19 protein-coding genes are annotated in these 17,170 nt (G+C 66.8%); 11 read left to right on the top strand and 8 right to left on the bottom strand.

Features of this window, described 5'->3' with window-relative positions; genetic code table 11:
• Positions 1–34 precede the first annotated feature (34 nt).
• The 3 genes from IEX50_RS14045 to IEX50_RS14035 form a co-directional block, all read right to left on the bottom strand.
• Positions 35–1,141: a GGDEF domain-containing protein gene (locus IEX50_RS14045; RefSeq protein WP_157177113.1), complete on the bottom strand. Its 1,107-nt coding sequence runs from the start codon at positions 1,139–1,141 to the stop codon at positions 35–37.
• Positions 1,142–1,223: 82 nt separating this feature from the next.
• Positions 1,224–1,928: a hypothetical protein gene (locus IEX50_RS14040; protein ID WP_157177114.1), complete on the bottom strand. Its 705-nt coding sequence runs from the start codon at positions 1,926–1,928 to the stop codon at positions 1,224–1,226.
• Between the two features lies 1 nt (position 1,929).
• Entirely contained in the window at positions 1,930–3,144 is a 1,215-nt protein-coding gene (locus IEX50_RS14035) for a toxic anion resistance protein (RefSeq protein ID WP_157177115.1), read from the bottom strand.
• 298 nt (positions 3,145–3,442) lie between these two features.
• Here IEX50_RS14035 and typA point away from each other — a divergent pair, with 298 nt between their 5' ends.
• Together typA and IEX50_RS14025 are read left to right on the top strand one after the other, a co-directional pair.
• Complete coding sequence (gene typA, locus IEX50_RS14030; RefSeq protein ID WP_157177116.1) at positions 3,443–5,284, top strand: translational GTPase TypA; 1,842 nt, start codon at positions 3,443–3,445, stop codon at positions 5,282–5,284.
• A 76-nt stretch (positions 5,285–5,360) separates the two neighbouring features.
• Positions 5,361–5,870: a GNAT family N-acetyltransferase gene (locus IEX50_RS14025; protein ID WP_157177117.1), complete on the top strand. Its 510-nt coding sequence runs from the start codon at positions 5,361–5,363 to the stop codon at positions 5,868–5,870.
• 227 nt (positions 5,871–6,097) lie between these two features.
• On the opposite strand, the gene IEX50_RS14020 is transcribed toward IEX50_RS14025, so the two are convergent.
• The 3 genes from IEX50_RS14020 to IEX50_RS14010 are packed head-to-tail and all read right to left on the bottom strand — an operon-like array spanning position 6,098 to position 7,237.
• Entirely contained in the window at positions 6,098–6,484 is a 387-nt protein-coding gene (locus IEX50_RS14020) for a PaaI family thioesterase (RefSeq protein WP_157177118.1), read from the bottom strand.
• On the bottom strand, positions 6,481–6,933 hold the full coding sequence (locus IEX50_RS14015; protein WP_229674052.1) for a PaaI family thioesterase: 453 nt from the start codon (positions 6,931–6,933) through the stop codon (positions 6,481–6,483). The genes IEX50_RS14020 and IEX50_RS14015 overlap by 4 nt, the downstream gene beginning before the upstream one ends.
• A 4-nt stretch (positions 6,934–6,937) precedes the next feature.
• Positions 6,938–7,237, bottom strand: a complete 300-nt coding sequence (locus IEX50_RS14010; protein WP_157177119.1) for an SCP2 sterol-binding domain-containing protein — start codon at positions 7,235–7,237, stop codon at positions 6,938–6,940.
• 129 nt (positions 7,238–7,366) lie between these two features.
• On the opposite strand from IEX50_RS14010, the gene IEX50_RS14005 reads away from it, so the two are divergent.
• From IEX50_RS14005 to IEX50_RS13995, 3 genes are all read left to right on the top strand, one after another.
• Positions 7,367–8,188, top strand: a complete 822-nt coding sequence (locus IEX50_RS14005) for an ATP-binding protein (RefSeq protein ID WP_157177120.1) — start codon at positions 7,367–7,369, stop codon at positions 8,186–8,188.
• Positions 8,189–8,311: 123 nt separating this feature from the next.
• Complete coding sequence (locus IEX50_RS14000; RefSeq protein ID WP_157177121.1) at positions 8,312–8,653, top strand: hypothetical protein; 342 nt, start codon at positions 8,312–8,314, stop codon at positions 8,651–8,653.
• Between the two features lie 183 nt (positions 8,654–8,836).
• Entirely contained in the window at positions 8,837–9,430 is a 594-nt protein-coding gene (locus IEX50_RS13995) for a glutathione binding-like protein (protein ID WP_184075305.1), read from the top strand.
• A gap of 182 nt (positions 9,431–9,612) precedes the next feature.
• On the opposite strand, the gene IEX50_RS13990 is transcribed toward IEX50_RS13995, so the two are convergent.
• Positions 9,613–11,394 (bottom strand): ABC-F family ATP-binding cassette domain-containing protein, encoded by a 1,782-nt coding sequence (locus IEX50_RS13990; RefSeq protein WP_157177123.1) that lies wholly within the window; start codon positions 11,392–11,394, stop codon positions 9,613–9,615.
• An 85-nt stretch (positions 11,395–11,479) separates the two neighbouring features.
• On the opposite strand from IEX50_RS13990, the gene IEX50_RS13985 reads away from it, so the two are divergent.
• From IEX50_RS13985 to IEX50_RS13965, 5 genes are all read left to right on the top strand, one after another.
• Positions 11,480–11,779, top strand: coding sequence for a hypothetical protein (locus IEX50_RS13985; RefSeq protein ID WP_157177154.1), 300 nt, complete (start codon positions 11,480–11,482; stop codon positions 11,777–11,779).
• A 321-nt stretch (positions 11,780–12,100) separates the two neighbouring features.
• Positions 12,101–12,766 carry a response regulator transcription factor gene (locus IEX50_RS13980; protein WP_157177124.1) on the top strand — a complete coding sequence of 222 codons (666 nt, stop codon included), beginning with the start codon at positions 12,101–12,103 and terminating at the stop codon, positions 12,764–12,766.
• 133 nt (positions 12,767–12,899) lie between these two features.
• On the top strand, positions 12,900–14,207 hold the full coding sequence (locus IEX50_RS13975; RefSeq protein ID WP_157177155.1) for a sensor histidine kinase: 1,308 nt from the start codon (positions 12,900–12,902) through the stop codon (positions 14,205–14,207).
• Between the two features lie 277 nt (positions 14,208–14,484).
• Complete coding sequence (locus tag IEX50_RS13970; RefSeq protein WP_157177125.1) at positions 14,485–15,546, top strand: NAD(P)-dependent alcohol dehydrogenase; 1,062 nt, start codon at positions 14,485–14,487, stop codon at positions 15,544–15,546.
• Positions 15,547–15,827: 281 nt separating this feature from the next.
• Complete coding sequence (locus tag IEX50_RS13965; RefSeq protein ID WP_229674050.1) at positions 15,828–16,049, top strand: response regulator transcription factor; 222 nt, start codon at positions 15,828–15,830, stop codon at positions 16,047–16,049.
• A 73-nt stretch (positions 16,050–16,122) separates the two neighbouring features.
• Here IEX50_RS13965 and IEX50_RS13960 read toward each other — a convergent pair whose 3' ends face one another.
• Positions 16,123–16,650 carry an energy transducer TonB family protein gene (locus tag IEX50_RS13960; RefSeq protein WP_157177127.1) on the bottom strand — a complete coding sequence of 176 codons (528 nt, stop codon included), beginning with the start codon at positions 16,648–16,650 and terminating at the stop codon, positions 16,123–16,125.
• A 231-nt stretch (positions 16,651–16,881) separates the two neighbouring features.
• Here IEX50_RS13960 and IEX50_RS13955 point away from each other — a divergent pair.
• On the top strand, positions 16,882–17,170 hold a 289-nt coding region (locus IEX50_RS13955; protein ID WP_188699489.1), incomplete at its 3' end, for a polyprenyl synthetase family protein.

The raw sequence follows: 17,170 nt of genomic DNA, 5'->3' as shown, positions 1-17,170 counted from the left end.
TTCGCTCGGGATAAAGCGGGTGCTGGAACTCCGCCTACTCCACCGTCTCGCGCCCGGCTTCTTTCGCGACGTAGAGTGCGCGGTCGGCTTCGGCGAGGAGGCGGTCGAGGTCGGGGCGGGGGGCGGTGGCGAGGGTGGAGCCGATCGAGGTGCCGACCCGGACTTCGCCTGCACGGATGACATAGGGTTCGACGAAGCAGGCGCGGATTGTTTCGGCGAAGGCGGCGACCTCGATCCCGTGGCGGACGGGGGACTGGATCACGACGAATTCGTCGCCGCCCACGCGTGCGGCCAAATCGGTCGGGCGCAGGATGGTACGGAGCCGGGCCGCGACCTGGGTCAGCACGACGTCACCCGCGGGGTGGCCGTGGCGGTCGTTGACCGGCTTGAACCCGTCGAGGTCGCAATAATGGACGGCGAGCATCGGCGCGGCGCTGGTGGGCACGATCCGCGCGAATGCCTGGCGCAGGCCGAAGCGGTTGAGCAGGCCGGTGAGCGGGTCGTTGCGCGCGACGGTCGACATCTCCTGCGCCGTGGTGATGTGGCGGCGGGCGGCGTCATAGCCCTGCCGGACGGTGCCGAGTGCGGCGACCAGGAACAGCAGGAAGCCGACCGCGAGAATGTCGTGATGCGGTTCGGGCGTGACCCAGGCGGCCGCGGCGATGGGCACGACGGTGACCATCAGCGCGAGCCCGCAGACCAGCGGGCGGACCGACAGCCGCGCGATGACGCCCGAGCAGAAGCCGAACATCATGCCGACGACGAGCATCTGGAACACCGGGTCCCCGATGGCGAACATCCGCAGGCAGAGCCCGCTGAGCAGCGCGGAGAACAGGATGAGGCCGAGGCTGTAGCGCAGTTCCCAGGTGGCGGCGGTGCGCGCGTCGGGCAGCGTGCCGCCGGCCGCGCGACGGAAACGGCGGAATCGGCGGAGGAGGAAGATGCGCGGGATCTGCACCACCGCCCCGGCCAGCGTGATGGCGGCGGTGATCGGATCGTTCAGCGCGATCGCGAGGTACAGGCCGAGGCCGGTGAAAATGAGCCCGGCGATCCAGGTCGACCCTTCGATATCGAACATCGCAGAGACGAGCTCGACATAGACCGGATCGGGTTCGGGATCAGTGCGGAAACGGGCAGACATAGTTTCGAATAACATAGATCAGTTAACGGGAGTTCGGATTAATTAGTTTCCACCAGGTTCGGGATTTACCGGGAGCGCCGTTTCAGCCCCCTTCACCGCGATATTTGAGTTCGAGGAAGCGGCCTTGCGTGGCGAGGCGGTGGAGGTCGCCGTCGGCGATGCGTTCGGCCATGCGGGCGAGTTCCTCGTCCACCACGGCGAGGCCGTCGAGCAGCTGGCGGTCCGGGTTGAGGCCGGAGCGGGCGGCGCCGGTGCGGAGTGCGGTGGGCACACGGCGGTAGCCGGCGATGAGTTCGGGCAGTTCCTCGCCGATCAGTTTGCGCAGGTCGGCCGCAGCGGGCGTGGCGGGATCGAGCGTGGCGAGCTGGGGCGCGAGCGTGTCGAGTTTCAAGCCGATCGCGTCGACCAAAGTGATGGCGGGCGCGGGGAGTGCGGGGCGTTGCTGTTCGAGCCAGCTCTCGGTGCGGGCGGGGAGCCGCGCGATGTCGGGGGCGGCGAGGTCGGCGACGCGCGCCTCGGGTTCGACCGAGCCGAAGATCACGAGTGCCCAAGCGATCGCGGCGGCCAGCGCGAAAAGCATCGCGCCGCCGATGCCGATCGGCGTGACCATGCCCGCCCCGATCATGAGGAGCAGCAGTGCGACGGTGACGAGAGCGAGCCGTTTCGACGTGGCACCCAACCGGCTGCGGCGGCGGGCGCGGCGGCGGGCGATGCGCGCGCGGTTGCCCTCGCTCACCCGCCGCAGGACGGCGTCGGCATTCTCCATCACGCGGTCGCTGTCGTGCATGTCAGCGATCCAGGCGGAACGGGTCGGGGGTGGTGGTTGAGCCCGCGAACGCCGTCTGAGCGCCTTCCGCTCGCGCGATGTACCCACGGGATTTATCGACCTCGTCGGTCAGGACGTCGACTGTCTGTTTCATCGAGGACAGCGCCTGCACCTTGAACGCGTCGATCGTGTCCATCGTGGTGTAGATGTTCTGGAACGCGCGTTTCAGTGTTTCGAGCGGGATGGTGGAGGCGGCGGCCTGTTGATGGATCGTCGCCGTCTGGGTGCGGAGCAGTTCGCCCGTGCTGTCGATGATGTTGGCGGTGGTGGTGTTGAGCGCGGTGATCTGCCCCAGTACCAGCTTCTGCGCGGTCATCGCCTGCGCCACCGTCACCGCGGTGCGCAGCGCGGCGACCGTGGTGGTCGACGCGCGGTCGACGCCCTTCACCAGCTCGACATTGTTCTTCTTCACCAGATCAAGCGCGAGATAGCCCTGCACCGTGACCGCCATCTGGGTCAGCAGGTCGGTGCTGCGCTGCCGGACGTAGAACAGCGCGGTTTCCTTGATCGCTTTCGCCTTTGCGGGGTCGCTGATCTCCAGCTCCGCGGCGGTGTCCTCCAGCCGGGCGTCGAGCGCGCGGGAGATGTGGATCATCTGTTCCAGCCGGCCCATCGCGGCCCAGAGCGTCTGGCGTTCGACGTCGATCGCGGCATTGTCCTTGAGCAGTTCGTCCTTGCCGGAGGCGAGGCGGGCCAGGATCGCGGCGATGTGGGTCTGGGCGCTTTTGTAGCCGTCGAAATAGTTCTTCATGCTGTTGCCGAACGGGATCAGCCCGAACAGCTTGCGCGGGGCCATGGCGTGGCGGCCGGGATCGAGATCCTCGATCGTGCGGCGCAGTTCGGCCAGGTCGGTGCCGACCGATCCGTCCTTGTCCATCGCGCGGACCGGGCGGTCGAGGAAGCGGTTGGACTGGCCCGCGGCCTCGGCGATCTCGCGCCGGCCCATGTTGGTGATGGCGTCGACCTGTGCGCCGAACTCCGGGCTGTTGGCGTCGGCGGCGACGAGCTTGGCGACGAAGCCGTCGACCTTTTCGTTCAGCTGGCCGCGTTGCGTGTCGTCGAGGGGGACCAGACCCGCGGCGCGTTCGGCGGTGACCGCGCGGACGGGGGGCGGGGGTTGCAGCACCAGATCGGGTTCCGCGCCGCGGGTCGCATCGGGGGGGGCTGCCGTCGCCATTTCGTGCCTGTCCTTATCGATGGGCCTGGGGGCAGGATGGACGTGTTGGTGGGGCGGATCAAGTGTGATGCTTGGGTAATACGGTGTTCGTGGTTCTGGGCGTTTGTTTTGGCTGCGTGGGCATCTCGTGGGGAGAGGTTGAACCCACCCCCGGCCCCTCCCTTGAAAGGGAGGGGGGAAGAAGGGTCGTTCCGTTGGTGTGGAAGGCTTTATATCTTGTCCGAAACAACACACCTTTGCGCTGCGGCGCTTTTCGGCTATGCGCCGCCCCGATCATTTCTCGTTTTCAGGATAATCCATGAGCCTCCGCAACGTGGCCATCATCGCGCACGTCGATCATGGCAAGACCACGCTGGTCGACCAGCTGTTCCGCCAGTCCGGCACCTTCCGCGACAACCAGCGCATCGAAGAGCGCGCGATGGACAGCAACGACCTGGAAAAGGAGCGTGGCATCACGATCCTGGCCAAGCCGACCTCGGTCGACTGGACCCCGCCGGGTGCCAGCGAGAGCATCCGCATCAACATCGTCGACACGCCCGGCCACGCCGATTTCGGCGGCGAGGTGGAGCGCATCCTGAGCATGGTCGACGGCGTCGTCCTGCTGGTCGATTCCTCCGAAGGCGCGATGCCGCAGACCAAGTTCGTGACGGGCAAGGCGCTGGCGCTCGGCCTGAAGCCGATCGTGGTCGTGAACAAGGTCGACCGCGCCGACGCGCGCATCCAGGAAGTGCTGGACGAGGTGTTCGACCTGTTCGTCTCGCTCGACGCCAATGACGAGCAGCTCGATTTCCCGGTGCTCTACGCGTCGGGCCGCAACGGCTACGCATCGACGGACATGGACGCGCGCGAAGGCACGCTGATCCCGATGTTCGAGACGATCGTGAAGCATGTGCCCGCGCCGAAGGTGGAAGTGGAGGACGTGCCGTTCACGTTCCTGGTCACTCTGCTCGACCGCGACAACTTCCTCGGCCGCGTGCTGACGGGTCGCGTCAACAGCGGCACGATCAAGATCAACCAGCCGATCCACGCGCTGAACAACGACGGCAAGATCATCGAAACGGGCCGCGCGTCCAAGATCATGTCGTATCGCGGGCTTGAGCGCGTGCCGGTCGAAGAGGCCAAGGCAGGCGACATCATCTCGCTGGCCGGCCTGTCGATCGCGACCGTGGCCGACACGATCGCCGACATCACGGTGTCCGAGCCGCTGCACGCGCAGCCGATCGATCCGCCCACGCTGTCGATGCGTTTTGCCGTGAACGATTCGCCGATGGCGGGGCGTGAGGGCACCAAGGTGACGTCGCGGATGATCCGTGACCGCCTGATGCGCGAAGCCGAGAGCAATGTGGCCGTCAAGGTCGTCGAGGCATCCGACAAGGACAGCTTCGAAGTCGCGGGCCGCGGCGAGTTGCAGCTGGGCGTGCTGATCGAGACGATGCGCCGCGAAGGGTTCGAGCTGGGCATTTCGCGCCCGCGCGTGCTGTTCGCCGAGGACGAGAACGGCAACAAGACCGAGCCGTACGAGACCGTCATCATCGACGTGGACGACGAGCATTCGGGTACGGTCGTCGAGAAGATGAACCTGCGCAAGGCGGAGATGACCGACATGCGGCCATCGACCGGCGGCAAGACGCGCATCACCTTCTCCGCACCGTCGCGCGGGATGATCGGCTATCACGGTGAATTCCTGTCCGACACGCGCGGTACGGGCATCATGAACCGGCTGTTCGAGAAGTACGGGCCGCACAAGGGCACGATCGAAGGCCGCAAGAACGGCGTGCTGATCTCCAACGGCACGGGCGAAGCGAACAACTATGCGCTGGGTCCGCTCGAGGAGCGCGGCATCCTGTTCATCGGTCACGGCGAGCAGCTGTACGAGGGCATGATCGTCGGCGAGAACGCCAAGACGGACGACCTCGAGGTCAACCCGATGAAGACCAAGGCGCTGACCAACTTCCGCGCGAGCGGCGGCAAGGACGACCAGGTCCGGCTGAGCCCGCCCAAGCGCGCGACGCTGGAGCAGGCCATCGCCTACATCGACGACGACGAGATGGTCGAAGTGACGCCGAAGTCGATCCGGCTGCGCAAGCGCCACCTGGACCCGAACGAGCGCAAGCGCGCTTCGCGGTCCAAGGCCGCCTGATCTTCAGGCTCTTGTTCTGACAAGGGGTCGTCGTTCCATGCGGGACGGCGGCCCCTTTTGCTTTGGGGTGACGGCGATGGACTATCGATTAGGTGGGCCGGCCGATGCGGCGGCGGTCGCGGCGCTGTTCGAGACGAGCTTCGTCGCGACGTTCGGGCATCTGTATGCGGCGGAGGACCTGGCGCTGTTCCTGGGCGGGTTCGGGGCGGAGCGCTGGGCGACGGAGCTGGCAGATCCTGCGTTGGTGTTTCACGTCGCCGAGCACGACGAGCGGATCCTGGGCTATGCGAAGGCCGGGCCTTTGACGTTGCCTGTCGAGGTCGAGGGGACGGCGCTGGAGTTGCGGCAGCTGTACCTGCTGGCGGATGCGCAGGGGAGCGGGGCGGGGCAGGCCTTGCTCGACCGCGCGATGGCGACCGCGGCGGCGCGGGGGGCGGCGGCGGTGGTGCTGTCGGTCTATGTCGACAACCACCGCGCGCGGCGGTTTTATGAGCGCAACGGGTTTAAGCGGGTGGGGCGGTACACGTTCATGGTGGGCAACCATGAAGATGAGGATGATCTGATGGTTTGTTCTTTGGTGAGGTGAGGGTGCGTCTGGGGCGGGGTCGGCTTCTCGACTGCGCTCGAAGAGGTCCCTCGACTTCGCTCGGGATGGACGGGTGTGGGGGGTGTGGAGCCCCATGAACCACGCAACCACCCCGTTTGGTTCGAGCCTGTCGAGAACCCAGCGCTGAGTTCTCGACAAGCTCGAACCAAACGGGGTGGGGGTGGGGGATAGGGGGTAAGTTGCCCGGCCCGCGACGACGGCCCGCCTCAGCGCGTCAGCGACAGGTTCATGCGGGCGGTGGCGACGGGTTTGGTTTCGTCGTCTTGCCAGGCTTCGACGGTGACGGCGGCGATGCGGGCGCCGTTTCGGACGAGGTGGCCGCGGGCGTAGGTGGGGGCGAAGCGGGCGCCGCGGAGGAAGTCGACCGTCATGCCGATGGGTTTGATGGCGACCGGTTCGTCGCCGAAAGTGTGGCGGGCGGCGAGGATGGCGGCCATTTCGAGGAGGCCGGAGAGGGCGCCGCCGTGCAGAAAGCCGGGGCGGCCGGCGAGGTGGTCGGCCGGGGGCATGACGAGCCGCGGGGGGCGGTCGCTGGTCACGTCCTGATCGATCGTGAGGCCGAGCAGCTGCGCGTAGGGTGGGAGTGCTGTCATGCGGCGTCGGTGAACATGAAGGTGCCGGCGACGTGGGCGATGGGGTCGGCGGGGTCGCCGTCGTGGGCCTGGCCGCGGACGAAGGCGATGCGGCGGGTGAGGCGGTAGCATTCGCCGTGGCCGGTGACGGTGCGGCCGGGCACCGCGGGGCGGAGATAGTCGACGCGCAGGTCGAGCGTGGCGAGCGGCACGAAGTTCGCGACGCGCGTCCACACCGCCATGCTGGTCGCCATGTCCATCAGCGACACGATCGGCCCGGAGGCGATGACGCCGGTGTCGGGATCGCCGACCAGCCTGTCGGCATAAGGCAGCTGCAGCTCCATCCAGTCCGGGCCGTGCGCCGCGTAGCCGAGGCCGAGCAGCGCGTTGTGGCCGAGACCGGACAGGAGCCGTGCGAACCGCGCCGGATCGAACGCCGTACCGGCGACCAGATCGGCGCGGTCCGCCACGGGATCAGCCGCCGATCTTGCCGAGCACGCTCTGCAGCTGCATCGCGACGGACATGTCGCCTTCGACCTTGAGCTTGCCCGACATGAACGCGGTCATCGGGTTGAGCGTGCCGCCGGCGAGCGCCTGCCAATCTTCCCACGACACCTTCACGGTGGAGTCGGCGTCGCCGTCGGATTCGGTCACCTGACGGTCGACGCCGTCGAGCATGATGACGCCTTCGGGGCCGAAATCGATCTTCACCTTCTTGCCGGCGACGAACGCGTCGGCGGATGCGAACTTGGCGGCCATGTCGGACTTGGTCATGATGGGCTCCCTTGAGATAGCGGCACCGCGATAGCCGGCTTGACGCGCACGTCAAGCGGTGTGGTTAGGGATGGTGCGATCTGTCGCGTGGTGTAGGCGCCGTTCGGGAACGGCGGACGGGAGCGACGGATGGAGATCGAGACGAGCACGGTGGAGCGGATCGCGGCGGCGCTGGAACGGCTGGCCCCGGCCCCGCCCGTGTCGGCGGATGCGGCGGCGCACCCGGCCTATGTCTGGCGGGCGGGCGCACTGGTCGCGGCGCGGGCGTTCGCGCCGTTGCCGCTGGCGGCGCTGGTCGGGATCGACGCGCAGAAAGCGGCGCTGGTCGAGAATGGCCGGCGGCTGGCGGAGGGCCATGCGGCGCACGACGTGCTGCTGTGGGGCGCGCGTGGATCGGGCAAGTCGGCGGTGGTGAAGGCGAGCGTGGGGGCCTTGCAGGGCGAGGGGCTGGACATCGCGCTGGTCGAGGTGGCGGGGGACCGGATCGCGACGTTGCCGGCGTTGTTCGACCGGCTGGCGGGGGTGGGCCGCGCGTTCGTGCTGTTCGTGGACGATCTGGGGTTCGATGCCGATCTGGGGGCGCCGCGGCTGCTGCGGTCGTTGCTGGAGGGCGGGGCGGAGGCGCGGCCGGACAATGTGCGCGTGTATGTGACCGCGAACCGCCGGCATATCGTGCCGCGCGACATGGCCGAGCAGGACGCCGCGGTGAACGCGCGCGACGTGGTGGACGACCGGCTGGCGCTGGCCGACCGGTTCGGGCTGAGCCTGGGGTTCCATGTGGCGGACCAGGCCATGTATCTGGCAATGGTGGCGGGCTATGCCGAGCGGCTGGGGCTGGCGTTCGATCCGGGCGAGGCGGTGGCCTGGGCGACGATGCGCGGGGGGCGGTCCGGGCGGGTGGCCTGGCAGTATGTGGTGGAGTTGGCGGGGCGGGCTGGAAGGGCGGTTTGAGAGCGCGCCGGCTTACGGGGGTCTCTGTTCAGGTAAGGCGGGTCGCTGGATGTGGAAGGTCCGGTATCGCCCAATTGCAGACCTCAGGGATTGCGTTATTTTGGGATCATCGGGAGGTGGTCTATGACGATAGTGCTGATCGGCATCTTTTTCGGCTTGGTGCTTTGCGGCGTCGCGCTTCGTGCCGAGGCGCGTTTTCGAAGTGAAGATCGATTGCCGATGCAGTGGTGGCTAGACGGCGAAGTAACTTGGTCCGCCCCACGCTGGATGGCGCTTGCATTCATTCCCGCACTGTCAATTCTCATGCTCGTTGGCGTCGGTGTCCTGCTTTCCAACACGCGGCCCCGGCTCGGTCAGGAGGGCATGGTGATCCCGTCGTTCATCGCGCTCGGAACGACGTTGCTTGCAGCACAGTTTTTCCACCTTTGGATGGTTGCAAAGACAGTTCGTTGGAACGGCAGCTAAGCAGCAAGAGCAGACATGGGGCGGCACCCGAGCATGAGCGGGGTCGTTTGTGGTGGTGTCCACGTTGCGATCGGTAGTGGGCATTCGGCGCGGGCGGGCCGGCGAGGCATGTGCACGGATCGCAGCGGGTTCGGCAGCGTTACGATGGCGAGGGGCGATCGCCGCCCACCACAGGAGATTGCGATGAAGCTTTTCTACACGCCGGCGACCTGCGCCATGGCCGATCATATCGCGTTGATCGAGGCGGGGATGGCCTATGAGCTGGTCAGGGTCGACCTGAAGGCGAAGACGACCGAGGACGGGGCGGATTATCTGGCGGTCAATCCGAAGGGATATGTGCCGGCGATCGCGCTGGACGACGGGACCGTGCTGACCGAGAATATGGCGATCCTGAACTGGATCGCGGATACTTCCGGAACGCTGATGCCGGCGGACGGGATCGGGCGGTACCGCGTGATCGAGGCGACGTCCTATATCGCGGGCGAGCTGCACAAGAACTTCAAGCCGTTCTTTAACCCGAACGCCAGCGAGCTGGAGCGGGATGAGGCGCGCAAGATGCTGACCAAGCGGTACGCGCTGATCGAGACGATGCTGACCGAGAATGCTTACGTTGCCGGGGACATGTTCACGGTGGCGGATTGCTACCTGTTCGTGACGATGAACTGGGCGGTGAACAAGTTCGATATCGAACTGCCGCCGCAGGTGATGGCGCATTTCAACCGGCTTGGCGCGCGGGATTCGGTGCAGCAGGCGATGCGTGAGGAGGGGTTGGTTTGACTTTAGGGAGTGCGGTGGCGCCTTCGATGTTTCGTTGGTGACGAGGTAGCACCCACCCCCAACCCAGTTTCATCGTTCAGCAGGTAAAACATGCCCCCGGCATGTTTTAGGGAGTGCCAGTGGCACTCCCGACCTGCTTAACGATGAAACTCTTAAAAGGGAGGGGGCTTAGTAAGAACCGGTTAGCTCAGGTTTTCGGACTGTTCGGCGAGTTCGAGCCAGCGTTGTTCGGCGGCTTCCTTCTTCGTGCGGGTGGCGGCGATGGAGGCCATCAGGGTGTCGAATTTCTTGGGGTCGCGGACGTAGAGGGCGGGGTCGGCGAGGAGGGCTTCGTCGCGCTTGATGGTCGCTTCGAGCTTTTCGATCTCCTTCGGGAGCAGGTCGAGGTCGCGCTGATCCTTGTAGGTGAGTTTCTTGGCGACCTTCGGGGCTTCGGCGACCGGCTTGCTGCTCGCCTTTTTCGGTTCGCGTTTCGGGGCGCGCTGGCGTTCCCAGTCTTCGTAGCCGCCCGCGACGATGTCGACATGGCCGCTGCCGTCGAGGCCGAGCGTGACGGTGACGGTGCGGTCGAGGAAGTCGCGGTCGTGGCTGACGATCAGGACGGTGCCGTCATAGTCGGCGATCACCTCCTGCAACAGATCGAGCGTTTCGAGGTCGAGGTCGTTGGTCGGCTCGTCGAGCACCAGCAGGTTGGAGCGCCTGGCGAATTCGCGGGCGAGCAGGAGGCGCGAGCGTTCGCCGCCGGAGAGCGTGGCGACGCGCGCCTCGGTCATCGACGGGTCGAACAGGAATTCCTTGAGGTAGCCGTGGATGTGCTTGCGGACGCCCTGCACGTCGATCCAGTCGCCGCCGTCGGCCAGCACGTCGCGGACGCGCTTGTCGGGGGCCATCAGGCTGCGCTGCTGATCGATCACGACGGCGTCGAGCGTTTTGGCGAGCTTCACGCGGCCCTCGTCGGGTTCGACCTCGCCGGTGAGGAGCTTGAGCAGGGTGGACTTGCCCGCGCCGTTCGCGCCGACCAGGCCGATGCGGTCGCCGCGCGTGACGCGGAAGCTGAAGTCCTTGATGATCGTGCGGCCGTTATAGGCCTTCGTCACATGCTCGGCGTCGATCACCGTCTTGGTGCGGACGTCGTCGGTGCCGATGCTAAGCCGGGCGGTGCCCTGCGGCCCGAGCATCGCCTTGCGGGTGGCGCGCATCTCGACCAGCTTGGTCAGGCGGCCCTGGTTGCGGCGGCGGCGGGCGGTGACGCCGCGCAGCATCCAATGCTCTTCGATCTTGAGCTTGGCATCGAGCCGTTCGGCGTTGCGCTGTTCCTCGTCATGGACGCGTTCGGTCCACGCCTCGAACCCGCCAAAGCCGATTTCCGCACGGCGAATGCCACCACGATCCAGCCAGAGCGTCTGCTTGGTCAGGCGGGTGAGGAAGGTGCGGTCGTGGCTGATCGCGACGAACGCGCCGTTGAAGCGGTTCAACCATTGTTCGAGCCAGTCGATCGCGGCGATATCGAGATGGTTGGTAGGCTCGTCGAGGAGCAGGACGTCGGGGTCCATGGCGAGCGCGCGGGCGATGGCGGCGCGGCGGCGCTCGCCCCCCGACGCGGTGGCGGCTTCGCGATCGAGGTCGATGCCGATCTGGTCAGCGATCGATTCGACTTCGTGGACGGCGGGTTCCGCCTCGCCGGGCGCGGCGGACATGGCGTAGTCGCGCAGCGTGGCGAACCCGGTCATGGCGGGCTCCTGTTCGAGCAGGACGACGCGGCTGCCGGGGACGATGGTGCGGCGGCCCTCGTCGCAGTCGATGCGGTTGCCGAGCAGTTTTAGCAGCGTGGTCTTGCCCGCGCCGTTGCGGCCGATGAGCGCGAGCCGGTCGCGCGGGCCGACATAGATGTCGAGGTTGCGGAACAGCCAGCCATGGCCCTGGACAAGGCCGAGATCTTCATAAGCGAGAATGGGTGCGGACATCGTGCAACAATCACCGGAAATAGGAAGGACGCGGAATATTCACGGCCTGTTCAATGCGGCCGCCCTATGCCACGTCGTCATGAATATGAAGAGCGCAATCCTGTCCGCCGTTTTGGTGGTTCATCTCGTCGCGCCGGCTGCGGGGCAGACGCAGCGTTATCGCGACCAGGATGCGGCGGCGGAAGCGCGGCGTTCGGGGCAGATCAAGTCCCTGCGCGAGATCGAGGAACGGGTGATCCCGCGGATGGTGGGCGCGCGATACCTTGGGCCGGAATTCGATGCGCGGACCGCGACGTACCGGCTGAAGTTCATGCGCGGCGGGTCCGTGGTATGGGTGGATGTGGATGGGCGCACGGGAGCGGTAATCGGGCGGAGTGGGGAGTGAGCTGTTCCTAGCCCCTCTCCTTCAGGAGTTTCGATCTCCGACAGGTGAAACATGCCCCCGGCATGTTTCAGGGATTGCCGGGGGCAATCCCGACCTGCCGGAAATCGAAACTGGGTTGGGGTGGGGCTGAGCTCTTCAAGCCAACAACGTTGTAGGGGTGGTGCTGTTGCCCCCACCCCAACCCCTCCCCTGAAGGAGAGGGGCTTAAGTAGGGTCCGAGCCCCGAACGGGGTGTCTGGAACGCGGCGTAGACCCACCCCGACTTGATCTTCCCCCCGCTTTGGTGTGGAGCGGTTCCCTGAAGCGATGGAGGCCCTGAGCATGCGTGTATTGATCGTCGAGGACGAACCCAATCTGGGTCGGCAGTTGCGGGCGACGCTGGAGGGGGCCGGCTATGCGATCGACCTGGCGACGGACGGCGAGGACGGGCATTTCCTGGGGGCGAGCGAGGCGTATGACGCGGTCGTGCTCGACCTGGGCCTGCCGGGTGTCGACGGGCTGACGGTGCTCGACCGGTGGCGCAAGGAGGGGAAGGATTTCCCCGTGCTGGTGCTGACCGCGCGCGACAGCTGGTCCGACAAGGTGGCCGGGCTGGACGCGGGGGCCGACGATTATCTGGCCAAGCCGTTCCAGACCGAGGAGCTGATCGCCCGGTTGCGCGCGCTGATCCGCCGGGCATCGGGCAACGCATCGTCCGAGCTGACCGCGGGCGACGTGCGGCTCGACACGCGCAGCGGCAAGGTGACGCTGGCCGGCGAACCGGTGAAGATGACCGCGCAGGAATATAAGCTGCTGAGCTACCTGCTGCACCACAAGGGCAAGGTGGTGAGCCGGACCGAGTTGATCGAGCATATCTACGACCAGGATTTCGACCGCGATTCGAACACGATCGAAGTGTTCGTGACGCGGATCCGCAAGAAGCTGGGCCCCGACGTGATCACCACGATCCGCGGCCTGGGTTACAGCCTGGAAGATACGGATGGCTGACGGCGGCCCGGCGGTGCGCGATCCGTGGTGGCGGACGGCCACGCACGGAATCGGCGCGCTGTTCGGGCGACGGTTGCGGGTGGACGACCATGTCGTCGACACGCGCCGCGCGACGGGATCGTTGACGCGGCGGATGATCGGCATCGCGGCGATCTGGATCGCGGTGCTGCTGCTCGGCGGTGGGCTCGCGCTCGACCGGTTGCTGGGGTCGGCAATCACCCGGACGTTCGACGCGCAGCTGGAATATGTGATGCAGGCGATGATCGCATCGTCGGAGATCGACCCGACGGGCGAAGTGCATTTCAACCGGCCGCTGGGCGACCAGCGGTTCCTGGAACCCAATAGCGGGCTGTACTGGCAGGTGTCGGCGCCGGGGGTGAAGCCGTTCCCGTCGCGGTCGCTGTGGGACCGGCAGCTGACCATTCCGGATCATGTCGATGCGGAGGGGCTGCACGCGTATGACAGCCGCGAGTTTCCGGACGATACGCTGCGCATCCTGGAACGCAACGTGACGTTGCCGGGATCGAAGGCGCTGTGGCGGTTTCAGGTGGCGCAGTCGCGGTCCGGGCTGGACGAGCAGATCGCGGTGCTGCGCAAGACGATCCTGCGGTCGTTCCTGCTGCTGGGGCTCGGGCTGGTCGTGATGGCGGCGTTGCAGGCGACGTTCGGGCTGTGGCCGCTGCGCCGCGTGCGGCGGTCTATCGCGATGGTGCGGACCGGGGCGATCGCGCGGGTGGACGACCGCCTGCCGATCGAGATCGCGCCGATGGTGGAGGAGCTGAACGACCTGCTGGCGCATAACGAGCGGCAGGCGGAGGAAGCGCGGCGCCATGCCGGGAATCTGGCGCATGCGCTGAAGACGCCGCTGACCGTCATCATGAACGAAGCGACGGCCCAGTCGCCCGATCTGGTCGCGACCGTGATCCGCGAGGCGACGACGATGCGGCGGCAGGTGGACCATCATCTGGCGCGTGCGCGCGCGGTCGGCCGGCGCGGATCGGCGCAGAGCCGGGCGGAGGTCTGGACCGCGCTGAAGGCGGTCGAGCGCGCGGTAAGCCGGCTGTACCGCCACGTCACGATCGACCTGGACGGCGACAAGACTGCGGTCGCGCATGTCGAGCATCAGGACCTGGAAGAGATGCTGGGCAACCTGATCGAGAATGCCGCGAAATACGGGCAGGGTCGCGTGTTCGTGACCGTGGTGCGCGAGGCGGGGTTCGTCGAGATCATGGTCGAGGACGACGGCACCGGCATCCCGGAGGCGGAGCGCAACCTGCTGTTCGAACGCGGTGCGCGGCTCGATACGGGAAAGCCGGGGACGGGGCTGGGCCTGGCGATCGTGCGCGACGTGGTGGAGATCTACGAGGGAACGATCGCGCTTGAGGAGAGCGAGGATCTGGGCGGGTTGCTGGCGCGGTTGCGGTTGCCGGCGGTGGCCTGAGGGGTTTTGGGGGTTTGGGTTCGGTCTACACCCCGCTCCGTTCGGTTCGTCGGCGGTGCGAGTTCTCGACAGGCTCGAACCGAACGGGGTGGAGGTTTGGGTTGGGGCAACCGGGCTGATTTCGAGGTTGGCTTGGAGGCACTGTCGGCGTCTCGGCTGCGCTCGACGGGTCCCTCGACTTCGCTCGGGATGGGCGGAACATGGCTACCGTATGGTTGCGCATCGTGCTGCGGCGCACAATGTACCGGTCGGTATTCATCTCGCCCGAGGAATTTGCATGACGACCCATACGCACGGCTATGCCGCACACGCCGCCGGTTCGGCGCTGGCCCCGTTCAGCTTCGAACGGCGCGATCCGGGCGCCAAGGACGTGGCGATCGACATCCTGTTCTGCGGCGTGTGCCATTCGGATCTGCACACCGCGCGCGGCGAATGGCCGGGCACGATGTATCCGTGCGTGCCGGGGCATGAGATCGTCGGCAAGGTGACGGCGGTCGGGTCGGACGTGACGAAGTTCGCGGTCGGCGACATCGCCGGCGTCGGCTGCATGGTCGGCAGCTGCGGCCACTGCGCTTCGTGCGACGGCGGCGAGGAGCAATATTGCGAGACGACCGGGTTCGTCGGCACCTATAACGGGCCGGACCCGGTGATGGGCGGCCATACGCTCGGCGGCTACAGCGACCATATCGTCGTCGACGAAGGCTTCGTGCTGAAGGTCACGCATGACGAGGGCGACCTGGCCGCGGTCGCGCCGCTGCTTTGCGCGGGCATCACGACCTATTCGCCGCTGCGTCACTGGAATGTCGGGCCGGGGCAGAAGGTCGCGATCGTCGGGCTTGGCGGGCTGGGCCATATGGGCGTGAAGATCGCCGCGGCGATGGGTGCCGAAGTGCATGTCATCAGCACGTCGGCGGGCAAGCGCGACGACGCGATCCAGCTGGGTGCGGCCGGGCTGATCGTATCGCGCGATGCGGACCAGATGGCGGAGCATGCCGGCACGTTCGACTTCATCCTGAACACGGTGGCGGCGCCGCACGACCTGGACGCGCTGCTCACGCTGCTGAAGCGCGACGGGACGATGACTTTGGTCGGCGTGCCGGCCGAACCGCATCCGTCGCCTTCGGTCGGCCTGCTGGTGTTCGGGCGCAAGGCGATCGCGGGGTCGCTGATCGGCGGGATCTCCGAGACGCAGGAGATGCTCGATTTCTGCAAGCAGCACGGCCTGACCGCGGATATCGAGATGATCCGGATGGACGAGATCGAGACGGCGTACGAGCGGATGGTGAAGAGCGACGTGCGCTACCGCTTCGTCATCGACATGGCGACGATGACCGCCTGATCCGGCGATGATGGCGCGGCATCGGGAAACGGTGTCGCGTCGCGAGTTCGGGCGCGGTGCCGAATGGGTGCCGCGTCACGCGGGTAGGACCCGCAACGGGGTTTTACCTGCACGCCGTGGAAAATCGCGTTGGATTGCGAGCGGTTAGCTTGCACGATCGGCGGTGCGCTGGGGGTGCGGCCGGGGCGATGCGGTTTACGGGACGCCGCGGCGGGACTAGGAAATTGTCTCGGCAACGCGGCCCGACGTGAGGGGGCGGGCGTTGGACGGGAGGGGTCGCGGTGCAGCGCGATGGGGCCATGTCCGTGCATCTGACCGACCGTGAGCGGGAGGTCCTCGGCCTGGTCGTCGACGGCCTGTCGTCGAAACAGGTGGCGATGGCGTTGTCGATCTCGCCCCGGACGGTGGAGGGGCATATCGAGCATCTGCGGCTGAAACTGGGTGCTGCGAACCGGTGCCACATGGTGTTCATCGCGACGTCGCTCGGCCTGCTGAAGCGCTGACCCGGGGGATGATGCGGGGCCCAAGGCGCGCGCCGGTGTTCGGGCTGGCGCGCTGCCGGTTTCGTGCCCGGTGTCAGTGGGATGTGCCGGCACCCGTTACGGGCGCCGCGGCCTCGGACATCTTCACCGTGGGCCGGCGATCATACCATCCGTTGGCCTTTGCCGCGTCGTCGCGCAATCGCGCGAGCCGGCGGTCGAAGCCGCTGGCGTTGATGTCGAACAGCAGCACCGCTTCATATTTCTGTTCGTGGGTCAGGCCGGGGGGCAGCGGATGCAGCGTCGCGATCCGCTTCATCGCTGCGACCGCCGCACGGTCGACATCGCGCTGGCCGGAGCTTTTCAGGATGGCGACTTTGGCCGGGGCGCCACTTTCGCTGCAGTTGAATTTCACGCGGACGGTACCCGCCCGGGCCTGGTCCCGGATACGGTAGCCTTCATGATCGATCGCCTTGCTGAGTTCGGCGTCCATGCGCGCGGTCCATGCCGCCATCGTGATGTCGCCGGTCGGCGGGCCGCTTTGCTGGCTACCATGTTGCGCCATGCCGGGTGCAGCCGTGCAGGTCAGCAGGACGACGATCGCCGCCTTTGTTCTGATGCTCATTTCAGTCCCTCCTGGTTCGGCATCTGCGCGACGCGGTGCCTGGCGTAATTCTAGGCGTGCGCTGCTGGGCGGTGCAGCCGGGGGATTACGCGCGTGCGAATGACGGGGCAGGATCGATCAGGTGGAACCATCCGGGTAGCGGCGGGCGTTCGCCGCGGGGGTCGCGCATGTCGTGGCCCGGGCTGCCAAGCGGCCTTGCACTTGTAAGGAACGCAGGCCACTTGGGATCGCATGACAGCGACCTTGATCCCGATCCGGCAAGGCCGGCCGCCGAGCCTCGATGCGCTGATGGCGCTGGTAGCGAGCGACATGCATGCGGTGAACCGGGTGATCCTGGACCGGATGCAGTCGCAGGTGCCGCTGATCCCGGAACTGGCCGGGCATCTGATCGCGGGCGGGGGCAAGCGGATGCGGCCGATGCTGACCCTGGCGTGTGCGCGGCTGCTCGAATATCCCGGCACGCGGCATCACATGCTGGCGGCGGCGGTGGAGTTCATCCACACCGCGACGCTGCTGCACG

This window comes from Sphingomonas prati, assembly GCF_014643515.1.
Lineage (GTDB): Bacteria > Pseudomonadota > Alphaproteobacteria > Sphingomonadales > Sphingomonadaceae > Sphingomonas_R > Sphingomonas_R prati.
This window is presented reverse-complemented; position numbering and strand designations above follow the sequence as displayed.